This is a genomic window from Enterobacter cloacae complex sp. 2022EL-00788 (assembly GCF_026627565.1).
Taxonomy (GTDB): Bacteria; Pseudomonadota; Gammaproteobacteria; order Enterobacterales; family Enterobacteriaceae; genus Enterobacter; species Enterobacter pasteurii.
On record NZ_JAPNMC010000003.1, the window covers coordinates 415062 to 427710 of the forward strand.

Consider the following 12649-nt stretch of genomic DNA (forward strand, 5'->3'; position numbering starts at 1 on the left):
CACGCCCGATCAGGGAACGCTGCTTAAATCGCCGCGTCGTCTTCTTCGCCGGTACGGATGCGGATCACGCGCGCCACGTCAAAGACGAAGATTTTCCCGTCGCCAATTTTACCGGTCTGCGCCGTGCGGATAATGGTGTCCACACAGGTATCGACGATATCATCGCTCACCACGATCTCGATTTTCACTTTCGGCAGGAAGTCCACCATGTACTCTGCGCCACGGTATAGCTCGGTGTGGCCCTTCTGACGACCAAAACCTTTCACTTCAGTTACGGTCATCCCGGTGATGCCCACTTCTGCCAGCGCTTCACGTACATCATCCAGTTTGAAAGGTTTAATAATCGCATCAATCTTTTTCATGGTGTGTCCTTAAACTCATGCCTGTAAGCTGCCTCGTAATCGATTGCTCACAGTATCATATTCAGGCGAATTTTGCGGTACTACTCTTTAAAATCGTTCGCTTCCAGCTCGTGGCGCGAGAGTAACTTGTAGAACTCGGTGCGGTTACGCCCGGCCATGCGCGCCGCGTGGGTCACGTTGCCTTTGGTGATTTGCAGCAGCTTGCGCAGATAGTTCAGCTCGAACTGGTTTCGCGCTTCTGCAAAAGTCGGTAAGGCCGTGTTTTCCCCTTCCAGCGCCTGCTCCACCAGCGCATCGCCGATCACCGGCGATGAGGTGAGCGCCACGCACTGCTCAATCACGTTAACCAGCTGGCGCACGTTGCCCGGCCAGCTCGCCGTCATCAGGCGCTTCATCGCATCGGTGGAGAACGCGCGCACAAACGGCTTGTGGCGGTCTGCGGCCTGGCGCAAAAGATGGTTTGCCAGCAGCGGGATATCTTCCGCGCGCTCGGCCAGCGCCGGGATTTTCAGGTTTACGACATTAAGGCGATAGTAGAGATCTTCACGAAACTCGTTGCGCGCCATCACCTTGGGCAAATCACGGTGGGTGGCGGAAATAATACGCACGTTGATGTCAATATCGCGGTTGCTGCCGAGCGGACGCACTTTTCGCTCCTGCAATACGCGCAGCAGCTTGACCTGCAGCGGCGCGGGCATATCGCCAATTTCATCGAGGAACAGCGTGCCGCCCTCAGCCGCCTGGAACAGCCCTTCACGGCTGCTTACCGCGCCGGTAAAGGCGCCGCGGGCATGCCCGAAGAGCTCAGACTCAAGCAGCTGTTCCGGCAGCGCGCCACAGTTAATCGCGATAAAGGCATTTTTACTGCGCGGGCTGGCGTTGTGGATCGCCTGGGCAAGGATCTCTTTCCCGGTCCCGCTCTGGCCGTTAATCAGCACGCTAACGTCTGATTGGGCCACCATCCGCGCCTGTTCCAGCAGGCGCAGCATGGCAGGGCTGCGCGTGACGATGGATTCGCGCCAGGCGTCGTCACCGGACGGCGCCGCGTGCTCAAGCGCGCTGTCGATCGCTTTATAAAGGGCGTCTTTATCCACCGGTTTGGTGAGGAAGCTGAACACCCCCTGCTGGGTCGCGGCAACCGCATCCGGAATCGATCCGTGAGCGGTGAGGATGATGACCGGCATGCCGGGCTGCTGCTTCTGGATCTCCGTGAACAGCTGCAGGCCATCCATTTCATCCATTCGCAGGTCGCTGATCACCAGATCGATTTTCTCGCGGCTGAGCACCTTCAGCCCCTCCTGCCCGCTTTCCGCGGTGACCACGCTGTAGCCTTCGCTGACCAGACGCATCCCCAGCAGCTTTAACAGCCCGGGATCGTCATCCACCAGTAAAAGATGGGCAGGTTTACGGCTCGTCATGCTTCACATCCTCTTGTTTCGGCATCTCACCGTCTGGCGTCGTGGCAGGGTTGCCTTTCGAACCATCAGGCAGATAACTGCCGGCCGGTTTACGCGTCGAGAGCTGTCTTTCAATATCGGTCAGATTTTCAAGCTTGCGCGTGGTGGTCTCAAGCTGCTCGCGCAGCGATTCCTGCTGCTGGCGAAGCGCATCAAGCTCGCTGTCGCTTGACTGCTGCAGCTTGCTGTAGCGAAAACGCTCTTCAGACAGCTGTAGCTGCAGGGTTTGTCCGTCCCGCCAGAGCTGATAAATCGGGCGCACCTGGGGCGGAATGTTAATAACAAAGGTATCCAGCCGCGTGACGTTGGCGCGCCGTTCGACGGGCGTGATTCTGGCATCGGCCATTACGATGCCGCGCTTAAACGCGTCCTGCCAGGTATCGTCCACCAGCATCGCCGCCTGCGCACGCGCTTCGGCTGGCGCCAGCCGCTGGGCGCAGTCGATTCCGCGCAGCCAGAACAGCGGGTTTGATTCGACATCGTGTCCCGATAAATTCCAGATATCATCGCAGCCCGTTGAAAGGAAATCGGCCAGCTGCTTCTGGGGCCACTTATCTTCTTGTTTATGGCTTATTGCACTTTGCGGTGCATGTGAAACACACCCTGCCAGCAGTAAGCAGGGCAGGCTCAGGCGCACATTTTTGCAGGAAAACACCGCGCGCAGTGCGCGGTAAAAGACGTGTGACATACTCACCAGGTTGTTATTCATTTCATTGATTTTTCCGGCTCAAGAGGCAGTTCGATACGAAAACAGACATCGGAGCGTTCGTCACTAACGATGTTAAGCTCCCCCTGCATGCGTCGTATGCAGTCGCGGGCAATACTCAGCCCCAGACCACTTCCTTTTACCGCACCTTTTCGCTGATGACTCCCCTGGAAGAAGGGTTCAAATATCATCGTTTTTTCTTCATCCGGAATCGGGCTTCCCGTATTCGCTACGTCAATAAATACCCGCGAACCGTTGCTATTGCTTCTGATATAAATGGTACCGGATTCAGTACCATAGTGCACTGCATTGGAATAGAGATTATCCAGCACGCTCATGAACAGCATCGGCTCTGCCAGGCAGGACGACACGTTGAGTTCCACCTGGGTATGCATCATTTTAGCTCTTGCTGGAAGGCTATGGGCGGAGATGACCATGTCCACTATCGGTTCAATCTCCACGCGCTCAAGCACCACAGCACCATCCGCCAGCTTGCGGTTATAGTCCAGCAGTTGTTCAATAAGTTTTTGTAAATTGCGGCTGCTGGCATCCAGAATCGCGACGATCTCTTTTTGCTCGGGGGTTAACGCCCCCGCCACTTCGTCTGCCAGCAGTTCCGTCCCTTCACGCATACTCGCCAGCGGCGTTTTCAGCTCGTGGGAGATATGGCGCAGAAACTGATGGCGCTGCGATTCCAGCCACGCCAGGCGCTCTGAAAGCCAGATGATGCGCTGGCCTACCGAACGCAGCTCGCGCGGGCCTTTAAAAATAACCGTATCGCCGAGGGATTTGCCCTCCCCCAGCCGGTTAATCATCCGCTGGATCCCCTTCACGGGACCGATGATCATACGGGTAAAGAGCAGTACCAGCCCCAGGCTGACCATGAACAGCACCAGGGCCTGCCAGCCGAAGAACTGGCCGCGCTCGGCAATTTCCTGCTGAAGCTGCTGCCCGCGGGAAAAGATAACCGTACGGGTGGACTGAACCATCTCCGTATTGGCATTCGCGAAGGCTTCAAGCCGGGCGGCCGCGGCGGCATCGGGACCACTGTTTTTGCACTGTAGCTGCGCCAGGTCGTTTAGATCCTGACGTAGCGCCTGATAGAGTTTGTCATCCGGCAATACCCCCGCGTGGGCGTCCAGCATTTCGCTGTAGCGCTTGCGCTGATTCTGGTACACCCTTTCCAGCGTACGGTCGTCCAGCACGCAGTACTGCCGATAGCTCCGCTCCATCTCCAGCGCGGCGTTAGTCATGGCCTCGCTACGGCGGGCATCAATCAGCGTAGTGCGGTTAGTCAGGGCTGCCTGGGCGCTGAGCGCATTGAGGCTTTGCCACGCCTGCCACGCCAGGACCAGCAAAGGCAGCAGGATCAGCAGGAAGGCCATCATAACGAGCTGTCGCAGGGAGCGAGGGAAAGCGGGCCAGCGTTTCAACACATTACTCTCTTCATCCGGGTTTGAGGAGAGCGTAACTGAGTCTGCCCTTCAGATACAACAAAGCCGGGTAAAAACCCGGCTTTGTTGTGGAATAAGGCGGTGCCTAACTCGACGTTTCGCCCTGGCCTGATAAAGCAATGCAATAATCAGTAGTTGGACGGCAGGCACCTTTTTGTGCGTCATTCGAAGTTTATGTAGCACGTCCCGAAGGGGCTGACATAAGAAGGTGAATGAGCCACTGGTTAATATTATGCAACAGGCGTGCCACAATGCAAAACAATATATTAACTTACTGAATAGCAATACTTTTATGCATTCAGCCCGTTGTATGTCTGCTGAATGATTTCCAGGCTAAGTGTCGCAAATTAACAACACCTTAGCAGCGGCATCTCATTGCTTATATAAAACAAATAGTTATATGTCTCCATTTGGAGACAGTGGCATTAACGGTTTGTCGCGAATTTGTGACACAAATAAAAAAGCCCGGTGGCGATAACGCCTACCGGGCCTGGAAGAGCACTACCGATTAACCCAGCTGTTTACGCGCGTTGCGGAAAATACGCATCCACGGGCCGTCCTCGCCCCAGTTTTCCGGGTGCCAGGAGTTGCTCACGGTGCGGAAGACGCGCTCCGGGTGCGGCATCATGATGGTCGCACGGCCGCTTTCGCTGGTCACCGCCGTAATACCGTTAGCTGAACCGTTCGGGTTAGCCGGGTAGGTTTCGGTGACCTTGCCGAAGTTATCGACAAAGCGCAGCGCCACGAGGCCTTTGCTTTCAAGCTGAGCCAGATGCGCCGCGTCGCGCACCTCAACCTGACCTTCACCGTGAGAAACGGCGATTGGCATCCGGGACCCCACCATGCCCTGCAGCAGCAGTGAAGGGCTTTGGGTTACTTCAACCAGGCTGAAACGCGCTTCGAAGCGGTCGGAGTGGTTACGCACAAAGCGCGGCCACGCTTCACTGCCCGGGATCAGCTCGCGCAGGTTAGACATCATCTGGCAGCCGTTACACACGCCCAGCGCCAGCGTTTGCGGACGGTGGAAGAAGGTTTCGAACTCGTCACGCACGCGACTGTTGAACAGGATGGACTTCGCCCAGCCCTCACCCGCGCCCAGCACGTCGCCGTAGGAGAATCCGCCGCACGCCACCAGCGCCTGGAAATCATCCAGGCCGGTGCGCCCTGCCAGCAGGTCGCTCATGTGAACGTCGATGGCGTCAAAGCCCGCACGGTGGAAGGCTGCCGCCATCTCAACGTGGGAGTTAACGCCCTGCTCGCGCAGCACGGCCACCTTCGGACGCGCGCCGGTCGCGATGTACGGCGCGGCAACGTCTTCGCTGATGTCGAAGGAGAGCTTCACGTTCAGGCCAGGATCGCTGTCGTTCGCCTTCGCGTTATGCTCCTGGTCGGCACATTCCGGGTTGTCGCGCAGGCGCTGCATCTGCCAGGTGGTTTCCGCCCACCACATACGCAGCGTGGTGCGGCTTTCGCTGAACACCGCGTGGCCGTCGGCTTCAATGACGAAGCGGTCGCCCTGAACGGCTTTACCCAGATAGTGCACGCAGTCTGCCAGGCCATGCTGCGCCAGCACGGCTTCAACCGCATCGCGATCTGCCGCACGCACCTGAATAACCGCCCCCAGCTCTTCGTTAAACAGCGCCGCCAGGCGGTCTTCGCCCAGAGAAGCAATGTTTGCCTCCACGCCACAGTGGCCGGTAAAGGCCATCTCCGCCAGGGTAACCAGCAGGCCGCCGTCGGAACGGTCGTGGTAGGCCAGCAGCTTACGCTGAGCCACCAGCGCCTGTATCGCGTCGTAGAAGCCTTTCAGCTGCGCCACGTCGCGCACGTCGGCTGGCTTATCGCCGAGCTGACGGTAAACCTGCGCCAGCGCGGTCGCGCCCAGCGCGTTGTGGCCAAGACCCAGGTCAATCAGCAGCAGGGCGTTGTCGTTGGTCGACAGCTGCGGCGTGACGGTATGACGCACGTCCTCCACGCGCGCAAACGCGGTGATCACCAGCGACAGCGGAGAGGTCATCTCGCGCTGCTCGTTACCTTCCTGCCAGCGGGTTTTCATCGACATAGAGTCTTTACCCACCGGAATGGTCAGGCCGAGCGCAGGACACAGCTCTTCACCTACCGCTTTCACCGCTTCGTACAGGCCAGCATCTTCGCCAGGGTGTCCGGCTGCGGCCATCCAGTTTGCGGAAAGTTTAATGCGTTTGATGTCGCCAATCTGCGTCGCGGCGATGTTAGTCAGCGCTTCACCGACCGCCAGACGGGCAGACGCGGCGAAGTCCAGCAGCGCCACCGGGGTACGTTCGCCCAGCGCCATCGCTTCGCCGTAGTAGCTGTCGAGGCTCGCGGTGGTGACGGCGCAGTTAGCGACCGGGATCTGCCACGGGCCGACCATCTGATCGCGTGACACCATACCGGTGACGGTACGGTCGCCGATGGTCACCAGGAAGGTTTTCTCTGCCACGGCCGGCAGATGCAGTACGCGGTTTACCGCGTCGGCAACGGTGATGTCCTGACGATCCAGCGCTTTGCCCGCCACCTTACGGGTCTGCACGTCGCGGGTCATCTTCGGCGTTTTGCCCAGCAGCACGTCCAGCGGCAGATCGATAGGCTGGTTGTCGAAGTGGGTGTCGCTTAAGGAGAGATGCTGCTCTTCGGTCGCTTCACCGATGACGGCATACGGCGCGCGCTCGCGGCGGCACAGCTCGTCAAACAGCGGCAGCTGGTCGGCGGCAACCGCCAGCACGTAGCGTTCCTGAGATTCGTTACACCAGATTTCCAGCGGGCTCATGCCTGGCTCATCGCTCAGGATGTCGCGCAGGTTGAAACGGCCGCCGCGACCGCCGTCGCTCACCAGCTCCGGCATGGCGTTCGAAAGACCGCCCGCGCCCACGTCATGGATGAAGAGGATCGGGTTAGCGTCGCCGAGCTGCCAGCAGCGGTCGATCACTTCCTGACAGCGACGCTCCATTTCCGGGTTGTCGCGCTGCACGGAGGCGAAATCAAGATCCGCGTCAGACTGGCCGGACGCCATAGAAGACGCCGCACCGCCGCCCAGACCGATGTTCATCGCCGGGCCGCCCAGTACGATCAGCTTCGCGCCAACCACGATCTCGCCCTTCTGCACGTGATCGGCGCGGATGTTGCCGATCCCGCCCGCCAGCATGATCGGTTTGTGGTAGCCGCGCAGCTCTTCGCCGTTGTGGCTGTCCACTTTCTCTTCATAGGTACGGAAGTAACCGTTCAGCGCCGGACGACCAAATTCGTTGTTGAATGCCGCGCCGCCCAGAGGGCCTTCGGTCATGATATCCAGCGCGGTCACGATGCGCTCTGGCTTGCCGAAATCCTCTTCCCACGGCTGCTCAAAGCCCGGGATGCGCAGGTTGGAAACGGAAAAACCGACCAGGCCCGCTTTTGGCTTAGCGCCACGGCCGGTTGCCCCTTCATCACGGATTTCACCGCCGGAACCGGTCGCTGCGCCCGGCCACGGCGAAATTGCCGTCGGGTGGTTGTGGGTTTCTACCTTCATCAGGATATGCGCAGGCTCCTGATGGAAGTCATAGCGCCCTGCTTCGCGGTCGGCGAAGAAGCGGCCTACCTCGGAACCTTCCATTACCGCCGCGTTGTCTTTATAGGCAGACAGCACGTGGTCAGGGGTTTGCTCCATGGTGTTTTTGATCATCTTAAACAGCGATTTCGGCTGCTGTTCGCCGTCGATAATCCAGTCGGCGTTGAAGATTTTATGGCGGCAATGCTCTGAGTTGGCCTGCGCGAACATGTACAGTTCAATATCGTTCGGGTTGCGGTTCAGCTTAACGAACGCATCCTGAAGGTAGTCGATTTCATCTTCTGCGAGCGCCAGACCAAGACGCAGGTTAGCGTCGATCAGCGCCTGACGGCCCTGCCCCAGCAGATCCACGCTCTGTACCGGCGCAGGCTGATGGTGGGCGAACAGCTTCTGCGCATCATCCAGAGAGGCAAACACGCTCTCCATCATACGATCGTGCAGCCCGGCCGCCACGGCCTGCCACTGCGCGTCGCTCAGGGTGGACGCTTCAACATAGTACGCCACGCCGCGCTCCAGACGGTTAATCTGGCTCAGGCCGCAGTTGTGCGCGATATCGGTGGCTTTGGAAGACCAGGGGGAGATGGTGCCCGGACGCGGCGTGGTAAGGATCAGTTTGCCGGTCGGCGTATGGCTGCTCAGGCTTGGTCCATACTTGAGCAGGCGTTCCAGCTGTACGCGCTCCTCTGCATTCAGGGGGGCATTCAGGTCAGCAAAATGGACATACTCAGCGTAAATATTGCTTACCGGAAGGTCGGCCGCCTGAAAACGTGCCAGCAGTTTGTTAATACGGAAGGCAGACAGTGCAGGCGAACCACGCAGAATTTCCATCATAAGTCTCTCGTCTTCGAAGCGCCGGGGCGCTTACAGTGTGCGCAAGGGGGGAAAACGGGCGTCATTATAGAGAATCCTGAGCGCCGACGAAACCGTTTGCGTCGAAATAAAATCAACCTTTATGTTTAACAATAGATGTGACCTGTCTCTCTAATTGGTTGCCAACTGGCGCTACTTTGCGCAAAATGCCGCTCAATCAATGGCAAACCTTCTTCATAACATGACTACAGCACACTGAGGCATCCGGCGTCGCAGAGAATTAACTAATTGAAAAAATTAAAGATTAATTATCTGCTCATCGGCATTGTTACGTTGCTGCTGGCAGTGGCCCTCTGGCCTTCTATCCCCTGGTTCGGCAAAGCCGAAAACCGTATCGCCGCCATTAAGGAGCGGGGGGAGCTGCGCGTCAGTACCCTTTCCTCCCCGCTGATTTACGGCGACATCAACGGCAAAACCATTGGTCTGGACTATGAGCTGGCTCAGCTGTTCGCGGACTACCTGGGAGTGAAGCTGAACGTAACCGTACGTCAGAACATCAACCAGCTGTTTGACGACCTGGATCATAACCGCGCCGATATCCTCGCCGCCGGGCTGGTTTACAACAGCGAGCGGAGCAAAAACTATCAGCCCGGCCCAACCTACTACTCCGTTTCGCAGCAGGTGGTTTATCGTGTGGGTAGCCTGCGCCCGCGCTCGCTGGCCGACGTCACCGCTCAGCAGTTAACCATCGCCCCCGGTCACGTGGTGATCGACGACCTGCGGGAATTAAAAGAGAAAAAATACCCGAACCTCAGCTGGAAGGTAGACCCGAAGCTGGGCACCAATGCGCTGCTGGAGCAGGTAAAAGATAAGAAGCTGGCCTATACCATTGCTGATTCGGTGGCGATCAGCCTTTTCCAGCGAGTCCACCCTGAAATCGCCGTGGCGCTGGATGTCACCGATGAACAGCCTGTGACCTGGTTTACCCAGCTGGACGACGATCAGACCGTCTCTGCGGCCATGCTCGATTTCTTTAACTCCATCAATGAAGACGGCACCCTGGCGCGCCTGGAAGAGAAATATCTTGGTCACGGGGATGACTTTGACTACGTTGATACCCGCAGCTTCCTGCGCGCGGTGGATAGCGTGCTGCCGGAGCTGCAACCGCTGTTTGAGAAGTACGCCCGGGAAATTGACTGGAAGCTGCTGGCGGCCATTTCGTACCAGGAATCGCACTGGGATGCCCAGGCCACCTCGCCGACGGGCGTGCGCGGCCTGATGATGCTGACCAAAAACACCGCCCAGAGTCTCGGCATCAGCGATCGTACCGATGCGGAACAGAGCATCAGCGGCGGCGCGCAGTACTTACAGGATATGATGGCTAAAGTGCCGGAGACGGTACCGGAAGGGGAACGGATCTGGTTTGCGCTCGCCGCCTATAACATGGGCTACGCGCATATGCTCGACGCGCGAGCGCTGACGGCAAAAACTAAAGGTAATCCGGACAGCTGGTCTGATGTAAAACAGCGTCTGCCGCTGCTCAGCCAGAAACAGTGGTACAAAAAGCTGACGTACGGCTATGCGCGCGGGCACGAAGCCTATGCCTACGTGGAGAACATTCGTAAGTATCAGATAAGCCTGGTGGGATATCTGCTGGAGAAAGAAAAAGAGGCGACAGAAGCGCAGCAGCTGGCTGAAAGCTATCCGGTAGTCGCACCGGATGAGCTTAGTCACCCTGCGGCTTCAATTCTGCCTTTTGTTGCTTTTTCTGCTGCCGACGCATTCGAAAAAAGTCACTTAACAGACCCGAACATTCCGGTGCAAGTACCCCACCGATAGTTTTCACCTGGTGGTTCATTCCCGGGTGTCCAAGCACGTCCATCAGCGAACCGGCGGCCCCGGTCTTTTCATCTCGCGCACCAAACACCAGCGTACCGATTCGGCTGTGCACCATCGCGCCGGAACACATCACGCACGGTTCAAGCGTGACGTACAGGGTGGTATCCAGCAGACGATAGTTTTGCAGCACCAGCCCACCCTGGCGTAGTGCCATGATTTCGGCATGTGCGGTAGGATCGTGACGGCCAATTGGACGGTTCCACCCTTCGCCAATCACCTGATTGTTATGAACCAGCACCGCACCCACGGGCACTTCGCCCTCTTCCCAGGCGCGCTGAGCCAGCGCCAGCGCATGGCGCATCCAGTATTCATGATTGTGTTCAGGGTTGGACAAGGGCTAATACTCCACTCGAAAAGCGGGCGGCATTATACACACCCTCAATAGATAAGACTATTCGAGTTGCTGAAGTTCACCCAGTGGCGTAACGCGCCAGCGGTGCTGGCAAAAATAGAGCAGCGGGTTGTCCTGCTTGCTGTCGCTGTAGCCGCTGTACAGACGCAGCGGCGTGCCGATGCGTTTTTCCAGCTGCACGACTTTTTCATGCCCCAGGCAGCGCATCGTCAGCACCCAGCCGCCGTAACCACGGCCAATCTGCGTGGCGATGAGATTCACGCGCGGTAGCCAGGGCGTGTCAAAGTAGACCTGCTCCACCAGCGTCTGCGGCGAGCCGGTGATTAACCAGATATCGGCGTCGTTTGCGTCGAGGTAGCTGGTGAGGCGCGCCTGTACAACAGGGAACGCGGCCACATGACCGCGAAACCAGCGCGCAAAATCCTGCTCCAGCCGTTTAAGGCGCGCGTCGCTATGGCCAAACGTGCATCCCCAGAGCAACAGGCTCATGGGCCAGCGCGCTGCACGGCCCTTCACCAGCAGCGCGATGCCAATAATGGGTAAGAGGGGCAATACCAGCAACGCGTTAAGGGGCTGGCGCCGCAGCAGGTAGCGCATAAAGGTGCCGAACATATCCTGCTGATGCAGCGTTCCATCCAGATCGAAAAAGACAACGCGACGCTCGTGATTTGCCAAACCTTACTCCTCTGGGTCGTTGAATCCTAACAGCCAGGTAAACAGGAACCCGGCGATCACCGCTACCAGATAGCCTAACAGATAGAGCATCACTTTTCCGGTCACGATGGTTAATGCCAGCGGTAAACCGGAGATCCCAAAGGTGATAACGGTCGCCACTTTCCAGTAGCTGATCAGCGCCCCGCCCACCGCGCCGCCGAGACAGGCTGCCAGGAACGGCTTGCCGAGCGGCAGCGTAACGCCGAAAATGAGCGGCTCGCCGATGCCGAGTAATCCGACCGGCAGCCCCCCTTTAATGACCTTTTTCAGACGCGCGTTGCGGGTTTTCATCAGTACAGCGATAGCCGCGCCCACCTGCCCCACGCCGGCCATCGACAGGATCGGCAGCAGCGCGTTATAGCCGTGCGCCTGCACCAGTTCGACGTGGATCGGCACCAGACCCTGATGCAAACCTGTCAGCACCAGCGGTAAGAAGGTTCCGGAAAGCACCGCCCCCACCAGTAATCCACCGCGATCGATAGCCAGCGACGCGCCGTGGGCGATAGCTTCTGAGATCGTCCCGCCTAACGGCTGCAGCGCCACAATCGCCACGCTGCCGGTAATCAGTGTGGTAAGCAGCGGGTTGAGGATAAGCTCAATGGAGCCGGGCAGGACCGCACGTAGCTTTTTCTCGATCCAGCACATCAGAATCACCACCAGCAGCACGGCAATCACCCCGCCACGGCCAGGCTGAAGCGCCTCGCCGAACAGCGTAATGTTTGCCAGCTGCGGGCTGGAGAGGATGCCCGCCATCACGCCGCCCATCGCCAGCGAGCCGCCAAACACTTTGGCGGTGTTCACCCCCACCAGGATGTTCATGATGGCAAACACCGCGCTGCCGAATATCGCGAGGATACCCAGCAGGTTTGGGTACTGCGTCGCAAAATCCCCGACGATATCCGGACGCTTGAGGATATTAATGATGCCGGTAATTAAGCCCGAGGCGATAAACGCCGGGATCAGGGGAATAAAGACGTTTGCCAGCTGGCGCAGCGCATCGCTCATGGGGGCTTTATATTTGGCTTTCGCCTGCGCTTTGGTGCGTTCGGCGTCGTCAAAGGGTGCAGACGTTTCGCCGCCCGTCATCAGGGCGCGCATGGCATCAACCACCTGCGCCGCTTTGCCCGGACCGACAATCAGCTGGTGCTGTTGGCCCTGCTTAACGTACCCGCTTACGCCGGGGAGCTGCTTAAGGCGCGCGATATCAAGCTTTTCATCGCTGTGCACCTCGACGCGCACGCGCGTCATGCAGTTTTCCAGACGCTGTATATTTCCTTCCCCACCGATCCCAAGCAGGATGTCGCTGGCGAGCGCTGCTGTTTTGTCCATA

Annotated in this window: 9 protein-coding genes; 1 reads left to right on the forward strand and 8 read right to left on the reverse strand. The window is 58.3% G+C overall.

Annotated features, from left to right (window positions below; translation table 11 throughout):
- Nucleotides 1-23: 23 nt before the first annotated feature.
- The 5 genes from glnB to purL form a co-directional block, all read right to left on the reverse strand.
- The gene (gene glnB, locus OWK27_RS06710; RefSeq protein ID WP_003860685.1) at nt 24-362 is read right to left on the reverse strand and encodes a nitrogen regulatory protein P-II; all 339 of its coding nucleotides are present in this window, start codon (nt 360-362) and stop codon (nt 24-26) included.
- A gap of 80 nt (nt 363-442) precedes the next feature.
- Nucleotides 443-1780 carry a two-component system response regulator GlrR gene (gene glrR / locus OWK27_RS06715; RefSeq protein ID WP_148420642.1) on the reverse strand — a complete coding sequence of 446 codons (1338 nt, stop codon included), beginning with the start codon at nt 1778-1780 and terminating at the stop codon, nt 443-445.
- Entirely contained in the window at nt 1767-2528 is a 762-nt protein-coding gene (gene qseG / locus OWK27_RS06720; protein ID WP_267590073.1) for a two-component system QseEF-associated lipoprotein QseG, read from the reverse strand. The genes glrR and qseG overlap by 14 nt, the downstream gene beginning before the upstream one ends.
- Nucleotides 2525-3958 (reverse strand): two component system sensor histidine kinase QseE/GlrK, encoded by a 1434-nt coding sequence (qseE, locus tag OWK27_RS06725; protein ID WP_176611184.1) that lies wholly within the window; start codon nt 3956-3958, stop codon nt 2525-2527. Before qseE ends, qseG begins: the two co-directional genes overlap by 4 nt.
- 529 nt (nt 3959-4487) lie before the next feature.
- Nucleotides 4488-8375 (reverse strand): phosphoribosylformylglycinamidine synthase, encoded by a 3888-nt coding sequence (gene purL, locus OWK27_RS06730; protein ID WP_267590074.1) that lies wholly within the window; start codon nt 8373-8375, stop codon nt 4488-4490.
- A 267-nt stretch (nt 8376-8642) separates the two neighbouring features.
- On the opposite strand from purL, the gene mltF reads away from it, so the two are divergent.
- Entirely contained in the window at nt 8643-10193 is a 1551-nt protein-coding gene (gene mltF / locus OWK27_RS06735) for a membrane-bound lytic murein transglycosylase MltF (RefSeq protein WP_242171547.1), read from the forward strand.
- Here the strand turns inward: mltF and tadA are convergent.
- Genes tadA through OWK27_RS06750 form a run of 3 tightly spaced genes read right to left on the reverse strand, consistent with a single transcriptional unit; the run spans nt 10081 to nt 12648 of the window.
- Nucleotides 10081-10587: a tRNA adenosine(34) deaminase TadA gene (tadA, locus tag OWK27_RS06740; RefSeq protein WP_047050325.1), complete on the reverse strand. Its 507-nt coding sequence runs from the start codon at nt 10585-10587 to the stop codon at nt 10081-10083. The genes mltF and tadA overlap by 113 nt on opposite strands.
- A gap of 57 nt (nt 10588-10644) precedes the next feature.
- Entirely contained in the window at nt 10645-11280 is a 636-nt protein-coding gene (gene yfhb / locus OWK27_RS06745) for a phosphatidylglycerophosphatase C (protein WP_148420637.1), read from the reverse strand.
- A 3-nt stretch (nt 11281-11283) separates the two neighbouring features.
- Nucleotides 11284-12648, reverse strand: a complete 1365-nt coding sequence (locus tag OWK27_RS06750) for a PTS transporter subunit EIIC (protein ID WP_267590075.1) — start codon at nt 12646-12648, stop codon at nt 11284-11286.
- Nucleotide 12649 lies beyond the last annotated feature (1 nt).